At 63.6% G+C, this 18,805-nt stretch carries 22 protein-coding genes and 1 pseudogene; 15 read left to right on the top strand and 8 right to left on the bottom strand.

Annotated elements, in window-relative coordinates:
• The first annotated feature begins 258 nt into the window (after nt 1–258).
• Nucleotides 259–1,299, top strand: a complete 1,041-nt coding sequence (locus IB263_RS09760) for an AbrB family transcriptional regulator (RefSeq protein WP_371273166.1) — start codon at nt 259–261, stop codon at nt 1,297–1,299.
• Nucleotides 1,300–1,345: 46 nt separating this feature from the next.
• Nucleotides 1,346–1,768 (top strand): hypothetical protein, encoded by a 423-nt coding sequence (locus IB263_RS09765; protein WP_090294255.1) that lies wholly within the window; start codon nt 1,346–1,348, stop codon nt 1,766–1,768.
• A 38-nt stretch (nt 1,769–1,806) separates the two neighbouring features.
• Here IB263_RS09765 and IB263_RS09770 read toward each other — a convergent pair whose 3' ends face one another.
• The gene (locus IB263_RS09770) at nt 1,807–2,697 is read right to left on the bottom strand and encodes a LysR family transcriptional regulator (RefSeq protein WP_090294257.1); all 891 of its coding nucleotides are present in this window, start codon (nt 2,695–2,697) and stop codon (nt 1,807–1,809) included.
• A 97-nt stretch (nt 2,698–2,794) separates the two neighbouring features.
• Here IB263_RS09770 and IB263_RS09775 point away from each other — a divergent pair, with 97 nt between their 5' ends.
• The 4 genes from IB263_RS09775 (at nt 2,795) to IB263_RS09790 (ending at nt 5,777) form a co-directional block, all read left to right on the top strand.
• On the top strand, nt 2,795–3,778 hold the full coding sequence (locus tag IB263_RS09775; RefSeq protein WP_090294258.1) for a quinone oxidoreductase: 984 nt from the start codon (nt 2,795–2,797) through the stop codon (nt 3,776–3,778).
• 256 nt (nt 3,779–4,034) lie between these two features.
• Complete coding sequence (locus IB263_RS09780; protein WP_034792736.1) at nt 4,035–4,412, top strand: lipoprotein; 378 nt, start codon at nt 4,035–4,037, stop codon at nt 4,410–4,412.
• Nucleotides 4,396–4,947: an RNA polymerase sigma factor gene (locus tag IB263_RS09785; protein ID WP_090294260.1), complete on the top strand. Its 552-nt coding sequence runs from the start codon at nt 4,396–4,398 to the stop codon at nt 4,945–4,947. The genes IB263_RS09780 and IB263_RS09785 overlap by 17 nt, the downstream gene beginning before the upstream one ends.
• Complete coding sequence (locus tag IB263_RS09790) at nt 4,944–5,777, top strand: anti-sigma factor (RefSeq protein WP_090294262.1); 834 nt, start codon at nt 4,944–4,946, stop codon at nt 5,775–5,777. Before IB263_RS09785 ends, IB263_RS09790 begins: the two co-directional genes overlap by 4 nt.
• A gap of 145 nt (nt 5,778–5,922) precedes the next feature.
• Here the strand turns inward: IB263_RS09790 and IB263_RS09795 are convergent, their stop codons facing one another.
• Entirely contained in the window at nt 5,923–6,558 is a 636-nt protein-coding gene (locus IB263_RS09795) for a TetR family transcriptional regulator (RefSeq protein ID WP_112771060.1), read from the bottom strand.
• A 90-nt stretch (nt 6,559–6,648) separates the two neighbouring features.
• On the opposite strand from IB263_RS09795, the gene IB263_RS09800 reads away from it, so the two are divergent.
• From IB263_RS09800 to IB263_RS09810, 3 genes are all read left to right on the top strand, one after another.
• Nucleotides 6,649–7,302 carry an O-methyltransferase gene (locus IB263_RS09800; protein ID WP_192438421.1) on the top strand — a complete coding sequence of 218 codons (654 nt, stop codon included), beginning with the start codon at nt 6,649–6,651 and terminating at the stop codon, nt 7,300–7,302.
• 71 nt (nt 7,303–7,373) lie between these two features.
• On the top strand, nt 7,374–8,288 hold the full coding sequence (locus IB263_RS09805) for an SDR family oxidoreductase (protein WP_192438422.1): 915 nt from the start codon (nt 7,374–7,376) through the stop codon (nt 8,286–8,288).
• A 181-nt stretch (nt 8,289–8,469) separates the two neighbouring features.
• Nucleotides 8,470–9,939 carry a lytic transglycosylase F gene (locus IB263_RS09810; RefSeq protein ID WP_192438423.1) on the top strand — a complete coding sequence of 490 codons (1,470 nt, stop codon included), beginning with the start codon at nt 8,470–8,472 and terminating at the stop codon, nt 9,937–9,939.
• Between the two features lie 54 nt (nt 9,940–9,993).
• Here IB263_RS09810 and IB263_RS09815 read toward each other — a convergent pair whose 3' ends face one another.
• The 3 genes from IB263_RS09815 to nthA are packed head-to-tail and all read right to left on the bottom strand — an operon-like array spanning nt 9,994 to nt 11,652.
• Entirely contained in the window at nt 9,994–10,383 is a 390-nt protein-coding gene (locus tag IB263_RS09815; RefSeq protein ID WP_090294265.1) for a nitrile hydratase accessory protein, read from the bottom strand.
• Nucleotides 10,352–11,011: a nitrile hydratase subunit beta gene (gene nthB, locus IB263_RS09820; RefSeq protein ID WP_192438424.1), complete on the bottom strand. Its 660-nt coding sequence runs from the start codon at nt 11,009–11,011 to the stop codon at nt 10,352–10,354. Before nthB ends, IB263_RS09815 begins: the two co-directional genes overlap by 32 nt.
• Complete coding sequence (nthA, locus tag IB263_RS09825) at nt 11,008–11,652, bottom strand: nitrile hydratase subunit alpha (RefSeq protein ID WP_192438425.1); 645 nt, start codon at nt 11,650–11,652, stop codon at nt 11,008–11,010. Before nthA ends, nthB begins: the two co-directional genes overlap by 4 nt.
• Nucleotides 11,653–11,888: 236 nt before the next feature.
• Here nthA and IB263_RS34065 point away from each other — a divergent pair.
• Nucleotides 11,889–12,035, top strand: a pseudogene (locus IB263_RS34065) (DoxX-like family protein); the annotation flags it as partial.
• Nucleotides 12,036–12,037: 2 nt separating this feature from the next.
• Nucleotides 12,038–12,514 (top strand): DUF2269 domain-containing protein, encoded by a 477-nt coding sequence (locus tag IB263_RS09835; protein WP_192438583.1) that lies wholly within the window; start codon nt 12,038–12,040, stop codon nt 12,512–12,514.
• Here IB263_RS09835 and IB263_RS09840 read toward each other — a convergent pair.
• Entirely contained in the window at nt 12,506–13,099 is a 594-nt protein-coding gene (locus IB263_RS09840; RefSeq protein ID WP_034792716.1) for a LysE family translocator, read from the bottom strand. The genes IB263_RS09835 and IB263_RS09840 overlap by 9 nt on opposite strands.
• A 541-nt stretch (nt 13,100–13,640) precedes the next feature.
• On the opposite strand from IB263_RS09840, the gene IB263_RS09845 reads away from it, so the two are divergent.
• Nucleotides 13,641–13,880 (top strand): hypothetical protein, encoded by a 240-nt coding sequence (locus tag IB263_RS09845; RefSeq protein WP_127889203.1) that lies wholly within the window; start codon nt 13,641–13,643, stop codon nt 13,878–13,880.
• A 92-nt stretch (nt 13,881–13,972) separates the two neighbouring features.
• On the opposite strand, the gene IB263_RS09850 is transcribed toward IB263_RS09845, so the two are convergent.
• Nucleotides 13,973–14,884: an MBL fold metallo-hydrolase gene (locus tag IB263_RS09850; protein WP_192438427.1), complete on the bottom strand. Its 912-nt coding sequence runs from the start codon at nt 14,882–14,884 to the stop codon at nt 13,973–13,975.
• A 116-nt stretch (nt 14,885–15,000) separates the two neighbouring features.
• On the opposite strand from IB263_RS09850, the gene IB263_RS09855 reads away from it, so the two are divergent.
• Both IB263_RS09855 and IB263_RS09860 read left to right on the top strand, forming a co-directional pair.
• Nucleotides 15,001–15,909: a LysR family transcriptional regulator gene (locus tag IB263_RS09855; protein WP_192438428.1), complete on the top strand. Its 909-nt coding sequence runs from the start codon at nt 15,001–15,003 to the stop codon at nt 15,907–15,909.
• 171 nt (nt 15,910–16,080) lie between these two features.
• Nucleotides 16,081–16,926, top strand: a complete 846-nt coding sequence (locus IB263_RS09860) for an aldo/keto reductase (RefSeq protein ID WP_192438429.1) — start codon at nt 16,081–16,083, stop codon at nt 16,924–16,926.
• Between the two features lie 133 nt (nt 16,927–17,059).
• On the opposite strand, the gene IB263_RS09865 is transcribed toward IB263_RS09860, so the two are convergent.
• Nucleotides 17,060–17,809, bottom strand: coding sequence for a glucose 1-dehydrogenase (locus IB263_RS09865; protein ID WP_060605423.1), 750 nt, complete (start codon nt 17,807–17,809; stop codon nt 17,060–17,062).
• Nucleotides 17,810–17,903: 94 nt separating this feature from the next.
• On the opposite strand from IB263_RS09865, the gene IB263_RS09870 reads away from it, so the two are divergent.
• Complete coding sequence (locus tag IB263_RS09870) at nt 17,904–18,800, top strand: LysR family transcriptional regulator (RefSeq protein ID WP_192438430.1); 897 nt, start codon at nt 17,904–17,906, stop codon at nt 18,798–18,800.
• Nucleotides 18,801–18,805 lie beyond the last annotated feature (5 nt).

Raw genomic sequence — 18,805 nt, forward strand, 5'->3', positions numbered from 1 at the left:
TTCGCCTCCTGCCCGCACGGTGCTCGCATTGCCCGCTGGCAATCCTGTGGCACTTTCTTGCTCTGCCCCTTGAACGCAACGCCGCATTGTTGCTAACGAGCGTGACGTGATGGCGCCCGCGCTTCTGCTGGCGAAGACCATCGCTCAAAGCCCGTCAAGGCCGGCCCCGGTGGCCGTTCCCGCCTTTCCGGGCCATGCCGGAGAGTGCCCGTGAAAACCGACAAGCCAGCTGCGCCGCCCACCCCGGACAAGGTCGGCATCGGACGGTTCGCGCCCTGGCTGCAATGGAGCCTGCTGCTTGCGGTCTCCATCGTCCTTGCCTCGTTTTTCGAATTCATCGGCCTTCCGGCCGGGCTGCTCATGGGCCCGATGCTGGCCGCCGTGCTCGTCGGCATGAATGGTGGCACGATACGCCTGCCGCGCCAGCTGTTCTTCTGCGTGCAGTTCATCCTGGCAATGATGATTGCCGGTGCCATGACGCCGGGCATGCTCGCCACCTTCTCCGGCAACTGGCCGCTGTTTCTCGCCGTCATCCTCTCGGTCATCGCCGTCAGCACGCTCTGCGGCTGGGTCATCACCCGCATGCGCATCCTGCCGGGCACAACCGCGATCTGGGGATCGTCGGCAGGCGCCGCCTCGACCATGCTGCTGATGGCTGACGCCTATGGGGCCGATGCACGCCTCGTCGCCTTCATGCAGTATCTGCGCGTGATCTTCGTCGCCAGCACCGCGACCGTGGTCGCGCATATGTGGGTCACCGGCGCCGAAGCCGAGCAGACCACCCACTGGTTCGCACCGATCGACGGCCTGCTTTTCCTCGAGACAATCGCGGTCGGGCTTGGCGCAGCGCTCGCCGGCCGCTTCCTGCGCGTGCCCGCCGGTGCCTTCCTGCTGCCCTTCCTTCTCGGCGCCGTGCTGAACGTCTCAGGCGTCATGACCACCGCGCTGCCGCAATGGCTGCTGGCGATCTGTTTTGCCATGCTCGGCTGGAACATCGGCCTCGGCTTCACCCGCCAGATCCTCATCCATGCCCGCCGCGCGCTGGTGCCGACGATCATCTCGATCGTCGTGCTGATCTCGTTCTCCGGCCTGCTTGCCCTGCTTTTGATCAAGGTGGTCGGCATCGATCCGCTGACCGCCTATCTCGCCACCAGCCCCGGCGGCCTCGACTCGATCGCCGTCATTGCCGCCTCGAGCAATGTCGACCTCTCCTTCGTCATGGCCCTGCAGACCGCCCGCCTGCTGATCATCACCATGATCGGGCCGGCGCTCGCCCGCTTCGTCGCCGACCGGGCTTGACGATGTTGGCCCGGCACGTTTCCAATGCGCTGCCGGGAGAACGCTCGTGAAGACGCTCAGAATCTATGGACCTCCGGAAGCCGCGCTTCCCTTCGACCTGCGCGACATCCTGCAGCGCCTCGCACCCCGCACACTGAGAGCGTCGTGGAGAGTTTCCGCCGTCGACGCAGGTTATCAATGGTTCGATGCCACCGGCCCCGGCGGCGACGTTCTGGAGAGTTGGGCCCAGTCCGGGAGCATGATCGAGGGCCGGCACCTGGCCGCCGCTGTGCAAGACGTTCTCCAGATCATCTGGGGAGAGTTTACCGGTTTCCTGCCCGGCACCCCGAACAGCCCCTGGATCGTCATTCGCGCCATCGACAGCACGTTTTACGAAATCACCACGGACGACGAGACGGTTCTCCAACGGGTGGAGACCGGTTTCCAGGGCGCTCGCCGTTCTGATGCCCCGTGGAAACCGGCCGACTAGCACCATCGGCCGCTCCCTCACGAAAGCGTCTGCAATCCTCAGGCGCTTTCCGCCGATCGCGCAGCGAAGCGCGCCATCACGGTGGAGACCGCCTCCTTGGTGAGCCGCACGCGCGGCAGTTCGGCCGATTGTTCATGGACCAGCAACCAGAGATCCGGGGCCAATGGCGGCGCCTCCGGCAGCAGCGGCGTGAATCCTGCCGCCTCGGCCGCAAAGGCAGGAAGCACGGCAAAGCCGAGCCCGTTTTTCACCGCCGCCATCTGCGCGCCGAGCGAGGAGAAGCGCATCGCCGGCTGCAGGCCGGGGCATAGGGTTTCCAGCCAGGCGACCATAATCAGGTAGCTCAGCTCCTCGCTCCAGCCGACCAGCCGGTGGCGGTAGAGGTCGGCAGGTGCGCTCGGCATGCCGTGACGCGCGATGTAGCCAGGCATCGCATAAAGGCCGAAGGCGAGTTGGCCGAGCCTGCGCTGGCGATAGTTGCCCTGCTGCGGCCGCACCAGGCGCAGAACGATGTCGGCCTCTTCGCCGGCAAGCCGCACCGGGCGCACGCTCGAATGCATCTCCAGGCGGATTTCCGGATGCTCCAGCAGGAAACCGACGAGGCCCGGCAACAGGACCTCCTGTCCCAACAGTTCAGGCACGTCGATGCGCACCGGGCCGGCAAGGTCGTTGTCCTTCTCCCGCGCCGTCCGCTCGAAGACCCGCATCTGCGCCTCGGCCCGCTCGGCCGGCGCCAAAAGCGCCTCGCCCGCCGGCGTCAGGTCGTAACCGTCGCGGTGCGGCCGGAAAAGCCTGACCTGCAACGCCGCCTCCAGCACCTCGATCCGGCGTGACACGGTCGATGCGCTGACACCAAGCCTGACGGAGGCCGCAGTCAGCGAGCGCGCATTGGCAACGGCCAGAAAGAATTTGAGATCGTTCCAGTCCATATTGTTTTCCATTTTTGGAAATCAGAATTGCGGAATGGTTTCTCGACCGAAGCCAGGAAATCAAGCAGTTTCTTCTGAAACCCGGAGAGAAACCAGCATGACGCCCAACATCGATACCGTTCGATTTTCCGAATTTGGCGAGCCGTCGGTGCTCGCCTTCAAGGCCGAGACGCTGGGCGAGCCCGGGCGCGGCGAAATCCAGATCCGCCATCTCGCCATCGGCGTGAACTACATCGACATTTATCACCGCCGGGGTTCGGCACCCCTGCCCCTGCCGAGCGGGATCGGCGTCGAAGGCGTCGGCGTGATCACCGCGCTTGGCGAAGGCGTCGAAGGCTTTTCGATTGGCGCACGCGTCGCCTATGTGGGCGGCCCGCCCGGCGCTTATGCCACCCACCGCAACCTGCCCGCCGCCCGGGCGCTGGCGCTGCCGGAGGAACTGGACAGCCGAGAGGTCGCAGCCCTCGTCTTCAAGGGACTGACCGTCGAATACCTGATCCGTCGCTGCATCGAGGTGAAGCCCGGCGACACGGTGCTCTTCCATGCGGCGGCCGGCGGTGTCGGCTCGATTGCCTGCCAGTGGCTGAGCCACATCGGCGCGACTGTCATCGGCACCGTCAGCTCCACAGAGAAAGCCGAAATCGCCCGGGCCAATGGCTGCCATCATGTCATCCTCTACAGCCAGGAGGATTTCCGGGTCCGCGTCGGCGAAATCACCGGCGGCAAGGGTGTCGGCGTCGTCTATGATTCCGTTGGCGCCGACACCTTCGCCAGGTCGCTCGACTGCCTGCGCCCGCGCGGCACGCTGGTTTCCTTCGGCGCCTCCTCCGGTCCGGTTCCCCCGCTCGACGTCGCCTCGCTCTCGGCCAAGGGCTCGCTCTATGTCACTCGTCCCTCGATCGCCCACTACACTGCCGAGCGAGGCGAGTACGAAGCGGCGGCGCGAGAGTTGTTCGGCGCCATGCAGGCAGGTGTCGTTCGTGCCCCAGCCATCACCACCTATCCGCTTCACGACGCCCGCAGGGCTCACGAAGACCTGGAGGCCCGGCGGACGACCGGATCCGTGGTCCTGCTGCCCTGAACGGCTGTCGCCTCCAACTGGTCAGCGCCCTATTCCCCCTTTCGTCGGCCGCGCGATGAACGTCGCGTGGCCGGATGCGTCCTGTGGCCGACCTGCAAGAACCGAACCGAAACTTCCGCCAGTTCTCCGGGAATAAATCCTGTGCTTGCCGTGTCTTACGGTTGGATCTGCACCATGCGGCTCCCGCGGAAACGGGACGAGGAGGCTTTTCGCCCGTTTCCGGACAGGAAAACCATCTTGAGGAAGGACAACTGCCATGAGAACGTTTCCACTGACGATCGCCATGCTGCTTGCGGCCAGCGTTACGGCTTTCGCCGCGCCGCCGGTCAAGGAAGTCGAGACCGCCAAGGGCAAGGTGCTGGCCGGAGAAAACGGCATGACGCTCTACACCTACAAGGACGATCATGGCGGCGTGTCCATGTGCTACGATGATTGCGCCAAGAACTGGCCGCCCTTCTTCGCGGAAGCCAGCGCCAAGGCAGATGGTGCCTATACGGTCGTCGAGCGCAAGGACGGCAAGAAGCAATGGGCCAAGGACGGTATGCCGCTCTACTTCTTCATCAAGGACAAGAAGATGGGTGACATGACCGGCGACGGCATGAAGAAGGGCGAATGGAATGTCGCCAAGCCGTAACGGCGGCAACGAGGATGCGGGGGCACCCCCCGCCTCCGACCGGTTCGAAGAGGATGTGCTGGCCCTGGTGCCGGCACTGCGGCGCTATGCCCGCAGCCTGGTGCGCTCGGACCCGGATAGCGAGGACCTGTTGCAGGATTGCGTGGAGAAGGTGCTTTCGCGCCGCGCGCAGTGGCGCGGCGTGAACCTGCGCGCCTGGGCCTTCACCATCATGACCAATCTCGGCCGCAACCGGCACCGCTATGTGGCGATGCACCCGCAGGTGGCGCTGGACGAGGACCTGGGCCTTGAGGCCGAGACCCACGAGAGCGACCCGCTGGAGCGCTCGCGGCTCGAACGGGCGCTGAACGGGCTTTCCACGGAGAACCGCTCGGTGCTGATGCTCGTGGTGATCGAAGGATACCGCTACCAGGACGTGGCCGAGATGATGGCCATACCGATCGGCACCGTGATGTCGCGCCTGTCGCGCGCGCGGCGCCAGCTTGCAGAAGCCATGAAGGACGACAATGTGATCAGCATGCGGAGACCGAAATGACGGAAGGCCACAACACCGTCTCCGAAGACGACCTGCACGCCTATGTCGACGGCGCCCTTGGCCCGCGCGAGCGGTTGCGGATCGAGCAATGGCTCGAGCAAAACCCCACGCAGGCCGAAGAGGTCCGGCAATGGCGGGCGCAGGCGGTCGAGTTGCGCGCGCTCTTTGCCGGCTATGCCCGCAGCGACGCCGATGACCGGGCTCTGCTTCTGAGCAACGGCAGCGAACGCCCGCAACCGGATCCCGGCAAGGACACCCGATCGTTTGCCAGCATCGCCCGCGCCGTCGCCGCCGGCCTGGTGCTCTTTGCGGCCGGCGGCCTCACCGGCCTTTACGCGCCCTCCTTGCTCGCACCCGAGCAAAGCCCCCGGCCGACGCAGACGGCCGACAGCCTGCCGCGCCAAGCGCAATCGGCCTTCCTGGTCTATGCCAGCGAAGTGCGCCATGCCGTCGAGGTCGGCGCCGACGACCAGACCCATCTCGCGACCTGGCTTGGCAAGCGCCTCGATCATCCGCTCTCGATCCCTGATCTCTCCTCGCTCGGCTTCTCGCTGGTCGGCGGCCGGCTGCTGCCGGTCAACGGCAAGGCAGGCGCGATGTTCATGTATGAGGATGGCACCGGCCGACGGCTGACGGTGCTGCTCGGCCGCAACGACGACAACCGCGAAACCAGCTTCCGCATCGACGAGAACGACGGCGTCGAGACCTTCTACTGGATCGACGGCCCGCTCGGCTACGCCGTCACCGGCGAGGTGCCGCGCGATCTGCTGCAGCAGGTGGCGGATGAATGCTACCGGCAGTTCGAAAAGAGCGAGGCGACGAAGAGCTGAGGGGGAACCCGGCCAACGCCGATCAGGCTTTGTCGGCAAGGTATTTCAAAGAGTTACAGTCGAGCCCGCACATTCGTCTCACCCTGCGTGACCCGAGACGCCCTGCGCTCAAAATCGCCGGGACGCTCACAATTTTCGGGATGCATCAGGTGCCGGCGCCCTTCGCCACGAGATAGGCCGAGAACATGTCGGCCATCGCATCCGCATAGGCCTCGATCTCCGCATCGCTGCGCGCCGTTCCCGAAAAATCCTTCCCCACCGTCGTCATCGTCGTCATGATCAGGTCACCGGCAAGTTCCCTGAGGTCGGTGGGTGCGTTCGGAAGAAGCTCGATCATGAACTGGTCGATGAGCGGATCGTTGGCCTCCTTGGCTTCCCGGGCTTCGGGCGCATCGCGATAAAGGGGTGCCGCGTCGCCCAGGGCAACCCGAACGGCCGCTTCCTCGCATTCCGAGCGCAGGAAGGCGTGAACCAGCGACCGCAGCCGATCGAGCGGCGACCGCGACCCGTCACTGAGGATCGTCGCCAGCAGCCCCGACGTCTGCCGCCATTCGTCGCTTTGCAGGCGGAACAGGATCGCGCCCTTGTTGGGAAAATACTGGTACAGCGACCCGACGCTGACGCCCGCCCGTTCCGCGACGCGGGCAGTGGTAAATCGCTGCGCTCCCTCCTCCTCCAAAACCTGAACAGCAGCCTGGAGAATGGCCTTCACCAGCTCGTTCGAACGCGCCTGCTTGGGCGCTTTTCGTGAAGAAATACGGGCACTTGATCTGTTGGCCATTGGCACCGTCCGCAATGCGATTAGCGAATGCGACGAATTATTCGTATTTTCCTCGTGAACGCAAGCCCATCGAAAACGAAGGAACATCCGATGACCACGCTCACCAGCCAGCCTCTCAAGGGCCTTCTCGACCGCCTGTTCGACGAGGCCGATGCCGCGACCAGCCCCGCAGTCGCGCAACTGCCCGCAAGCGAACGCGAACGATTGCTGCACAGCAAGACCGAATATCTGCAGCTCTACGGGCTCTTGAAGGATCTGTGGCTTCCGGTTTCGCGTGAGACCGGCAACCTCCTCTACATGCTCGCCTGCGCGAGCCGCGCCCGCCGGATCATCGAGTTCGGAACGTCCTTCGGCATTTCGACGCTCTTTCTCGCAGCGGCGCTGCGCGACAACGGCGGCGGCGAGCTGATCACCAGCGAATTCGAACCGGCGAAGGTGGCGCGGGCCGGACAGAACCTCACCGCAGCCGGTCTCGAGGATCTCGTCGAGATCCGGCAGGGTGACGCGCTGACGACTTTCACCGACCTTCCCGACGCGATCGATCTGGTGCTGCTCGACGGGGCAAAACCGATCTATCTCGACGTCTTCAAGCTGATCGAGCCTCGCCTGCGTCCAGGCGCCCTGATCATCGCCGACGACGCCGACAGTTGCCCGGAATATCTCGACTACATCCGTTCGGCCCCCGGCACCTACCTGTCGACACCGTTTGCCGAGGACATCGAAGTGACGATGCGCCTCGCCTGATCGGCGCCATCGTTTCGGTTGAGCGCCGGCGCTTACGCCCACGCAAGGGCACCACATCAAGGAGAACTGCAATGCATGTATTCGTAACGGGCGCGACCGGCTGGGTCGGGTCGGCCGTGGTCAAGGACCTGATCGCGGCGGGGCACAGGGTGTCCGGCCTGGCACGCTCCAGGGAAAAGGCCGCAACCCTCGCCGCAACCGGGGCTTCGGTCGTCGAAGGCGGGCTTGAGTCCGCGGCGGTCCTGCAGCGGGCCGCAGGGCAAGCCGATGCCGTCATTCACACGGCCTTCAGGCATGACTTCGTCCATGGCCCGCTCGACCAGGACTTTTCCAGTTTCCTGGAAAGTGCGGCCGAGGATCAGCGCGTCATCGCGCTTCTGGGTGAGGGTCTCGCCGGATCGGATCGGCCGCTACTCGTAACCTCGGGTCTCGCCGGGCTGCCGCTCGGTGCCACGGAAACCGATCGGCCCAATGCCGCCGTGCCGCGCAAATCCGAAGCCGCTGCCCGTGCCCTTGCCGAGCGCGGCGTTCGGGCGGCAACGGTCCGGCTCGCGCCTTCGGTTCACGGCCTGGGTGACTATGGCTTCGTCCCGATCCTCGTGCGTCTTGCGCGCCAGACGGGCGTTTCGGCGTATCTGGATGATGGCGCCAATTGCTGGTCGGGCGTCTACCGGGATGATGCAGCACGGGTCTATCGGCTTGCGCTCGAAAGCGGCTCGAGCGAGAGCGTCTACCACGCTGTGGCGGACGAAAAGATCCCGTTCCGACAGATCGCCGAGATCATCGGCCGAAATCTCGGCCTGCCGGTCGAAGCCCGCCCGCGCGCGCATTTCGGCTGGTTTGCCGGCATGGCCGGCGGCAACATGGCCGCGTCCAGCGCCCGGACGCGAGCCTTGCTCGGGTGGAAACCTGTTGGGCCTGACCTGCTCACCGATCTGGATCAGGCAACCTACTACGGCACCAGACAAACACGTCCCTGCCGATGACATCTCGGCAGTTCCCGCGCCTCGACAGTGTCCGTGCACCACTGCAGCCACCGAATGCCACATATTCCAAACTGCTTGTTTACGGTTGCAGGGAGCGTAATCTCAATCCATCCAGTCTGGGCCAGAGCGTGGCAACTTTGGCCCTGTGGCCGGCTAGAGAGCAACTATGGGGGTCTGGGCAATGTTCACGCTTCTCGCTGTCGTCGCGCGGGTAGAATTGGCACGCGCCTTTTTTATCCTTTCCGCCCTAGGCCTTGCAGGCCTTTCGCCCGGCAACTCTCGGGCCCAGGAGCAGACACCCGGCTACCGCGCCTGGACTGGCGATTTCGACGGCATGCAGCAACGCCGCCTGATCCGCATTCTCGTTCCCTTCAGCAAGACGATCTACTTCATCGACCGCGGCGAGCAATTGGGCACAGCGGTGGAGACCGGCAATGCGCTCGCAGAGGAACTCAACAAGGACCAGAAAAAGGAGATCGACAGGATCAAGGTCGTCTATGTGCCAACCAGCCGGGATCTGTTGCTTCCGGCCCTTGTCGAGGGTCGCGGCGACATCGTTGCCGCCAACCTGACGATCACGCCCTCGCGCAAGGAGGTCGTCGACTTTACCGATCCGCTGGCAACGGGCGTCAACGAAATACTAGTGACGGGTCCGTCGGCCCAGTCGATCGCAACGCTTGACGACCTCGGCGGAAAGACGGTGTTCGCGCGGCAGAGCAGCAGCTACTTCGAACACCTCGGCGCGCTGAACGCCCGCCTGAAGGCATCCGGCAATACCGGGATCGATATCCGGCCGATCGACGAAAACCTGGAAGACGAGGACCTGATGGAGATGGTCAATGCTGGCCTTCTTCCCTGGTGCGTCGTCGATGATCACAAGGCGCGCATATGGGCAACCGTGTTCGATCGCGTCGTTCTGCATGAGGATATCGCCATTGCTGCGGAAGGCGAGATCGCTTGGGCCATCCGCAGGGACAGCCCGAAGCTCGCGGCCACCTTGAATGCCTTCATCAAGACCCACAAGGTCGGTACCGCCTTCGGCAACGTTCTGAAGAAGCGCTATTACCAGAGCGAGAAGATGGTGCGTGCCGCCTACGAGCGCTCCGAGCTTGAAAAGTATCGCACCCTGCGTGGCTTCTTCGAGACACACGCCACCACCTACGACTTCAACATGCTGCTGCTTGCCGCGCAGGGCTATCAGGAATCGCAACTCGACCAGAGCAAGCGCAGCCCGCGCGGCGCCGTTGGCATCATGCAATTGCTGCCGACAACGGCCGCCGACAAGTCGGTCGGCATTAACGGCGTAGAAAAGGATCCGAACCGCAACATCGAAGCCGGCGCCAAATACATGCGCTATCTGATCACCACCTATCTCAATGAGCCGGGCCTCGATCCCGTCAACCGGACATTGCTTGCTTTCGCCGCCTACAATGCCGGCCCCGGAAACCTGCGCAAGATCCGCCGTATCACCAATGAAATGGGGCTCGATCCGAACATCTGGTTCGGCAATGTCGAGAACGGGGCGGCGAAGGTGATCGGCCGCGAGACCGTGCAGTATGTCGGCAACATCTACAAATATTATGTCGCCTACTCACTCTTCACCGATCTGGAAGCTCGCAGGGCCGAGAGCGCCGCACAGTCACCGCAATGATGCGATGCCTTTGCAGCGCACCGAGTTGCCATATGATGGAACCGGCAGGCCGCCTCACCGCAGCGGATCGTTCTCGATCACGATCGGTTGCCCATGCGGCGTTGCCTCCGCCGCGCGCTGCCAGCTCAGCGTCAGGTCTTCCAGTTCTCGACCGGAGGCGAGCGAAAGCTCCGTGACGAGGCGCGAGAGTGCGGCCACCCAGCAGTCGTAGTAGTCGCTGGCATCGGCCTTGCGGCCGGGTTTGTAAAGTTCGGCCGAAAGCGCTTCTGCCCATTCGGGCCAGGAGAACACACCCTTTTCGTGCAGGCGCACGGTCATGGCGAAGGCGTTCGCCTGCCAGGGCTCGGCAAAGACCGGATCGCCCTCCGGTGACTTCGGCAGTTCGGCCGAGGCAATCAGCGGCGATGTCACCTTACACGTGCTCAAGATAGCTCTCCCAGGCATCGATCGAGACGGTCAGCGTCGGGTCGGCGCCCTCGCCCCAGATCTCCGGCCCATCGAAAACGACCGTGTAGACCCATTGTGGATTTTCGCCGCGGCCATGGGCGTTGTCGTCAGGAAAGACGAAAGAGCCCTGCACCGCCTCGACCCGGCCGAGCTTGGCACGGGCATAGCGTGGCAGGCGCGTATGGGTCTCCGGATTGAAGTTTTTCGTGCGCACACGGTCGCCGGCGGCAAAGCGTGGGCGCGCCTCGACCGGACGATCGCAGGGGCCGCCTTTGGCGAGCACTCCCGCCACCATGTCGGCCTTCAGCACCCGTTTCGGCGCCGCACCCTGTTCCAGCCTGTGGCCGCCATCGAGTTCGGCCTGGGTCACGAATCCGTGGCGCTTCAACAGCGTTTCGAGCGCCCGCGTCCAGATCTCGTAATAGCTCGCCGAGAGATAGGTCGCCGGGGCCAAGTTTTCGCGCGCATGCCGGCTTTCGTCGATCGTCCAGGCGCCAAAGGCGCCGCAGGAAAGCGTGACGCCGAGCGCCCGCTTTTCCCACTCCGCATGGAAGTAGGGCTCGTCCTTTTCAGGCGCCACCGGGCCCAGGCCGTGGGCGCCGCCGAGATCGTGTGGACCGTTCATCGAAGCGCCTCCGCAGAAAGTGCCAGGCCCGTGCCGATCATCGCGTCGCGGGTGACGAGGGCAGCAAGCTCGTCCTCGCTGAACCCTTCCGTCCCTGCCGGGCGCTCGGGGATCACGAGATAACGCAGTTCCGCCGTCGAGTCCCAAACGCGAATGCGCGTCGTCTCGGGAAGCGTCAGGCCGAATTCCTGGAGCACACCGCGCGGATCGATGACGGCGCGCGAACGATAGGGCGGCGCCTTGTACCAGACCGGCGGCAGACCGAGCACCGACCACGGGTAACAGGAACAGAGCGTGCAGACGACGAGGTTATGGGTTTCGGGCGTGTTGAACACGGCGCGCATATGCTCGCCCTGCCGGCCGGTATAACTGAGGCTGGCGATCGCTTCCGTCGCATCGCTCTTCAGCCACTCGGCAAATTCCGGATCCACCCAGGCCTTGGCGACCACACGCGCGCCGTTGCGCGGACCGATCTTCGTCTCATAGGTCTCGACGATCGCATCGATCGCCGCCGGGTCGATCAACCCCTTCTCTGTCAGCACCGTCTCCAGCGCCTTCACCCGCGCTTCCATGTCGGTGAAATGGTTGTCGTGGTGATGGTCGTGATCGTGATGATCGTGGCCATGATGGTGTTCGGACATTGCCTGGCTCCTCGCAACGCCGTGCCATCACAGGCACAAAGATGGCGCTGCCTCCTCATAAAGTCGTAGCGCATAAACCCCGGATTCGAAATCGATTTCAACGCCCGCGGGTACCCGCAATTGTCACCATAACAAGTCTGGTCCGATGCGGTTCGGACCAGGCCACCGAGCAAGCCGGCTGTCGCTGCCGGCGATCATTTGCCACGCAGCTCCGAATGTATCATGTCCGCCATCTAGGCATGCTCGCACTGTCGGTCGCCTATCTCGCCTCCGCTACCCTCATCGAACCCCAACTTTGGGCCGATCCGCTCGGGCCGCTCGTCAAGGTGCTGCCGTCGCTGCTTCTCACGCTGGCGACGCTGACCATACTGGATGAACGCTGATGATGCTCGAAGTTCTGCTGCGCCTTGCCCATGTTATCGGTGCCGCGGTGCTCTTCGGCACCGGCGCTGGTATCGCCTTCTTCATGCTGATGGCCAGGCGCACGCGCGATGCCCGGCTGATCGCGCACGTCGCCGCAACGGTGGTCGTCGCCGACACGGTCTTCACCGCGACAGCGGTGCTGCTCCAGCCGATCACCGGCTACCTGCTCGCGACGAGCATCGGCTGGTCGCTGACGGAAGGATGGATCGCGCTGTCGCTGATCCTCTATGTCGTCACCGGCGTCTTCTGGCTGCCGGTCGTTTGGATCCAGTTGCGGCTGCGCGATCTCGCCCGGCTTGCAACGGCCAACGGTGCGCCGCTACCGCCGGAGTTCGACCGGCTCTATGCGATCTGGTTTGCCTGCGGCTTCCCGGCCTTCTTCGCCGTCACCGGCATCTTCTGGCTGATGCTGATGAAACCACAATTCGCACTATTTTAGCATCGGCCAGAGGCTGATGACGAGAAGCACCGCCATGGTGATGTTGAACCATTTCAGCCGCGAGGGTTCCGAGAGCCATTGGCGCAGCGCCGAACCGAAGCCCGCCCAGGTGGAAACGCTCGGCACATTGACGAGCGCAAAGACGACGCCGACGACGAGCACGCTGAAGAGGTAGCTTTCGCTGCTGGTATAGGTCGCCATCGCTGACACCGCCATGACCCACGCCTTGGGATTGACCCATTGGAAGGCGGCAGCCCCGATGAAGGTCATCGGCTGTGCGCTGGCCTTGCCTTCGGACAGCGAACGCGAGGTGCCGATCTTCCAGGCGATCCAGATGAGATAGGCACCGCCTGCGAACTTCAGCGCCGTGTAAACGACCGGCACGGAATGGAGCAGCGCACCGAGGCCGAAACCGACGGCGATGAGCAGCAGGAAGAAGCCGGCGCCGATGCCCAGCATATGCGGGATGGTGCGCACGAAACCGAAATTCACGCCCGACGCGAACAGCATCATGTTGTTCGGCCCCGGCGTGATCGAAGTGGTGAATGCGAACAAAAACAGCGCCAGCAGCGTATCGGCCTGCATGGTTTCCTCCCGGTCAATTGGGTCAGCATAATTGACCTATTAGCCGGCATCAGCCGCGAACTTGTCATGGTGACAAGTTTCCCCTCGCCGATAAATCGCCAAAAAACCGTTATAATACAGCAATTTGGCTACAACGTTCGTACGACTTTGGACCTAGGGCAGCGCTAGGGTATCCGCCTGGGCCCTGCGTCCCTCAGACCCCGTTATGTCGTGCCGGGCCCCGGTGGGATGGGCCTCGCGGAATCTTACTTGAGGCCATCAGGGTCCCTACACGCCTCTCGGGCTCCGGCTCAACGGTAGATGGTCGGAGCAAGGAAGCGACCAGTCGGGTCGATTGAGCGGCCTGCCGAGAGGCCTCGGTTGATGGGGGGCATGCGATGACAACGCCCCCAAGCCCGTCGTTGTCCAGCCTCAGCCGTGTGTGTACTCTCGCTGTCATACACGTGGGTAGGAGGCCACAATGAGGAGGACGATTATTGCCGCTCTCGCCACTTTCGTGTTCACGGCCCCAGCCATGGCGCGATCAGAGGAGAGGCAGTCTATGACAACGCCATCCTTCACCGAATGTCAGAAGGTGCAGCAGGAGGTCATGCGTCTCGTCACAGGTGGAAGGGACTGGAAGCTGGTGCCGTGGGACGGTGGCGCAGTCGCTCTATTTCTCCAAATCGACGGCACAATCGCCATCACATGCAGCAGCGACGGCACAGCCGAAATCTACGCGACGGGCGTCGCTACCAATGCGTTTCCGGGATTTGTTCGCGCCTTTGAACTCCTAAAGTAACAGTGTCCTTGGTCTTGGTGCGCACCGCTTTCAGCATCCGTACATTCATGTGACCGGTCGCCGCCTCGCCTGTGCAAGAACGGTGGTCGGCCTCAGCCCCACTTCATCTCGCCCTTGGCGACCTTGGCGCCGAGCTCGAGCGTCGAGACGCCGGGTAGATCCGGATAGCGCTTTGTCATCGCTGCGATCAGCTCGCCGCTGTCCTTGGCGGCGGCCGCCGCTTCGTTGAAGGCTGCGAGATAATCGCGGGTGAAGCGGATGGCCTCGACGCCCTCCGGCCCGCCCGCGCTCTTGTGCGCCGGCACGACGATCGCGGGCTTGCGCGCCGCCATGGCATCGAGCGCCTCGATCCATTTCTGCCGCCCTTCCGCCGTCGCCTCGTCGGCCACCCAGACATGCGAGCCGGAATAGACGAGCACGCCACCGAAAATCGCCTGCAGTTCCGGCACGAAGAGATAGCGCCGGTCCATCATCCCCTCGATCGTGACGATCTCGATCGTGCTGCCTTCGAGCGTCAACGCGGTGCGGTCGTCAGGCGTCGGCATCACCACATCGGCGAGCGTCTGCGGGCCATTGTCCTTCAACTGCGGCCCCCAGGTTTCAAGCTTTCCTTCAACATTGGCCTTGATCGCCTCGACGGTTGCCGAAGCGGCGATGACCTTCGCATCCGGAAAGGCTTCGACGATCGGCTTGAGGCTGAAATAGAAATCCGGGTCGTTGCAGCTGACATAGATGGTCGTCAGCCGCTTGCCCGTTGCCTTGATCGCCTCGGCCACCGCCCGGCCGTCGGAAAACGTGAAGCCGCCATCGATCAGGATCGCCTCGCTCTTTCCGGTCAGCAGCACCGGTGTACGGTTGAAGCCGGCATCATCCGCCTGGAAATAGCGCCATTCGAGCGCTGCGGCCGCATTGGCAAAGCGGCCACCGACCGGCTGAATGAGGATGGCGGCGCCGGCCGCCGCTGCCGTCTTGAGTGCGGTCCGCCGGGTCAACTGGATCTGCATGGGGTCTCCTTGGGCTTTTGTCGTGCCCGGCAGGATGACGGCACGGGCGCTCTTGAAAAAGCCCGGCAGTCCGAACAGACTGTCTGACAACTTCAGACAATCGCGAAGAATTTCGAATGACTGTAAACTTAAATCGCCTCTCGCATTTTGTTGCCGTAGTCGAGTGCGGCTCTTTCACCGCGGCTGCCGAGCGGCTCGGGCTTGCCAAAGCCGCCGTCAGCCATCAGGTCGCCCAGCTCGAAAAGGAGCTGGGCACCACCCTGCTCGTGCGCACCACACGGCGGCTAAGCCCGACCGCTACCGGCCAGCGCTTCTACGAGCGCTGCGCGCTGATCCTGCGCGATGCCGATGAGGCCGTCGGCGCGGTCTCGGCTGAAACCGAGATCCCGAGCGGCACGCTGACGCTGACGGCGCCGCTCGACTATGGCGCCAAGGTCGTAACCAACGCCGTCGCCGCCTATCTCGCGGCCTATCCCGCCATGCGGGTGGAGCTGAGCTTCAACGACACGGTTCTCGACATGATCGAGAACCGCCTCGATCTCGCCATTCGCGCCGGCTGGCTGGTGGATTCCAGCGAACGGGCAAAACGCATCGGCACGTTTCAGCAGCACCTCATCGCTGCGCCCGCCTATGCCGCAAAGCTCGGGGACATCACGCGCCCCAATCAATTGATGGAGGCAGACTGGATCGCCAACGGCGCGCTGAAGGCGCCGCTGGAATGGACCTTCACGCATGCTTCCGGCAACGGGGCGGCAATCCACGGCAAGGCGCTGGTGACCGCCGACAGCACCGATTCCGCCCACTGCTGCGCTGTCGCCGGCATCGGGCTTGCCGTGCTGCCGGACTATCAGGTGCGAACCGACATCGCCGAAGGCCGGCTGGTGCGGTTGCTTTCCGACTGGTCGCTGCCCTCGGGCGGTATCCATGTCGTCTATCCACCCTCCCATTTCCGCCCGGCGCGCGTGCGCGCCTTCGTCGAGATCCTGCAGCGCATGGAAAAAGAGCGCGGGCGGCTTGCCGGATGAAGGCTCGAAAGACCGGCGGGATGCGCTAGATTGCCCGCTACCCGCCGATTTCCTGAAAGCGTTTCCGCTTTTACGGATAGCAACAGGGCGCACGTCAAAGTGCTACAGCGTGAGAGGCGCATCTTGAAAGCTGCGGCCGCTGTGGGCAATTTCGGCCGCGAGGAGAACAGCATGCATGATCCGATCCCGACGACGACACTTCCCGACGGCCGCTCGATCCCGGTTCTCGGCCAAGGCACCTGGCGCATGGGCGACAGCGCAGCACGCAAGACCGATGAGGTGAAGAGCCTGCAACTCGGCCTCGATCTCGGCCTGACGCTGATCGACACGGCCGAAATGTATGGCAACGGCGCCTCGGAGCGCGTGGTCGGCGAAGCGGTGCGCGGGCGCCGCGACAAGGCCTTCATCGTCAGCAAGGTGCTGCCGTCCAACGCCAGCCGCATTGGCACCGAGGCCGCCTGCGCGCGCAGCCTGAAGCATCTCGGCGTCGACCATATCGATCTCTACCTCCTGCACTGGCGCGGCGGCTACCCGCTGGCGGAAACGGTTGCCGCCTTCGAGGCGTTGAAGAAATCAGGCAAGATCGGCGCCTGGGGCGTCTCGAACTTCGATGTCGACGACATGGAGGAGCTGCTGGACGTGCCGGATGGCAAAAACGTCGCCGTCAACCAGGTGCTCTACAACCTGTCACGCCGCGGCATCGAATACGACCTTTTGCCCTGGTGCCAGAGCCAAGGCATCGCCATCATGGCCTATTCTCCGCTCGACGAAGGTCGGCTCTTGCGCCACCCCGATCTCATTCACATCGCCAAGGCGCATCAGGCGACGCCCTCCCAGATCGCCCTTGCCTTCCTCAAGACCCGCCCCGGCGTCATCTCGATCCCCAAGACCGGTTCGGCCGACCGCCTCCGCGAAAACCGCGACGCAATGGACATCCACCTGACCGCCGAAGACCTCGCCGCCCTCGACCACGCCTTCCCGCCGCCGAAGCGCAAGCGGTCGCTGGAGATGATTTGAGAGAAGCGTCGCGATAACGTTGACCGCGCCCTCAGCCGCTCGGCCCGACTGCGCGCCGGACGCGCAGTCGGTGCAACATCGATGACGGTTCAATCAAACGCCCTCGCTGCTGTTCGGCGACATCCGCTATCGGTCAGACAAGCAACATTCCGCCGTCGACGTGGAGTTCGATGCCGTTGACGAAGCGACCGGCATCCGAAGCGAGGAAGAGTGCCGCACTGGCAAGCTCCCCGGACGTGCCCAGCCGTCCGGCCGGGATCGTCTCGGCCATGTGCTCGAGAAAGGGTCCGCGTTCAGCCTCGGAGATTCCGAGCTTTCCAAGGATTTCCGTGTCCGTCGGCCCCGGGCTGAGAACATTCACGCGAATGCGGCGCGACTTGAACTCGATCGCCCAGTTGCGCGCGAACGCCGCTGCGGCAGCTTTGGAACCGGCATAGACGCTATGGTTCGGGAGAACCTTGGTCGCCGCCAGCGAACTGGTGATGATGATGCTCCCGCCCTCGTTCATGATGGGAGCGATGGCTTGAACGCCGAAGAAGACACCCTTTGTGTTGATGGAAAAATGCCGGTCATAGGCTTCTTCGGAGATTGCCTCGGTCGGTTTGAGGTCGATCACGCCCGCGTTGGCAAGGTAGATATCGACCGCGCCAAATCGTTCCGCAACTGTGCCCGCGACCGCCCGATGATGGGCGAGATCAGCCACGTCACCCTGGATGCCGATCGCGCCGAAGCCGATTTCCTGAACGGCTTGGTCTAGAAGGTCCTGGCGTCGAGCCGTGATGATGACCTGGGCGCCTTCTTCGGCAAAGAGCTTGGCGGTCGCCTTTCCGATGCCGCTGTTGCCGCCAGTAATGACGGCGACCTTTCCTTGAAGTGTTTTCATTTTCGTCTCCATGTTAGGTGTCATGGAGATAGAGATGCCTTGGACGGCGCATTAGCGGGTTCATGAGCACATGACATGTGCCTGCGAGGTGTAGATGCCTAATCTGCTGAACGAGACGCCTGGCTTGATCGCGTTCGTCAGGACCGTGGAGAGCGGTTCGTTCAGCGCTGCGGCCAAGATCCTGAGGACATCGCCGTCTGCCGTCTCGAGGAGCGTCGGAAGGTTGGAGACCTTGGTCAGGGCCCGCCTGTTCCTGAGGTCAACGCGAGCATTGGTTCTAACCTTCGAAGGGCAATCCTTGTTCGACAAGGTTGCTCCTCTCCTGCGCCAGCTTGATACGTCGGACGAGGTCGCCAGCCGTGAGGACACGCTCGCCGGCAGAATTCGGTTCAGCATGCCAAGCGATCTTGCCCGCTACTTCTTGACCCCGATATTTCGAGATTTCGCATCGGCCTTCCCCGCCATCAAGCTGGAGGTGGGGCTCGCAGACCGGCAAGTTGATTTGATCCGGGAGGATTACGACGTGGCCTTCCGCGTGGGCGGCACTGGCCAAGGCGAACTGCGCGTACGAAAGCTAGCGAATGTCAACATGGTGATCGTCGCGTCTCCGGCTTACCTCGAAAAACACGGCAAGCCGCGTTCAGTAGACGAGGCCTCGGCTCTTCCCTTCGCCCGGTACATCGTGCGTGGTCATCCGAGCCCGATGGTCTTTGCGGGCGGCAAGCAGTTTTCACCGCAGGGCCGCGTGGATTGCGATACCGGGCAGGCACTGCGGGCAGCGGCACTCCACGGTCTGGGGGCGGCACTGCTCATGAAGTGTGTGGTTCAGGACGAGTTGAACGACGGCCGGCTGATCGATATCTCCACTGAACTGGACCTGCCGCCGCAGCCTCTCAACGTGGTGCACGCCTTCGGCTCGATGATACCGCTTCGCGTTCGGCGATTTTGCGATTTCATCGCCGACCAAACCAAGAGCATTCCGGGTCTGTGACAGCC

This window comes from Ensifer sp. ENS03, assembly GCF_014852035.1.
Taxonomy (GTDB): domain Bacteria; phylum Pseudomonadota; class Alphaproteobacteria; order Rhizobiales; family Rhizobiaceae; genus Ensifer; species Ensifer adhaerens.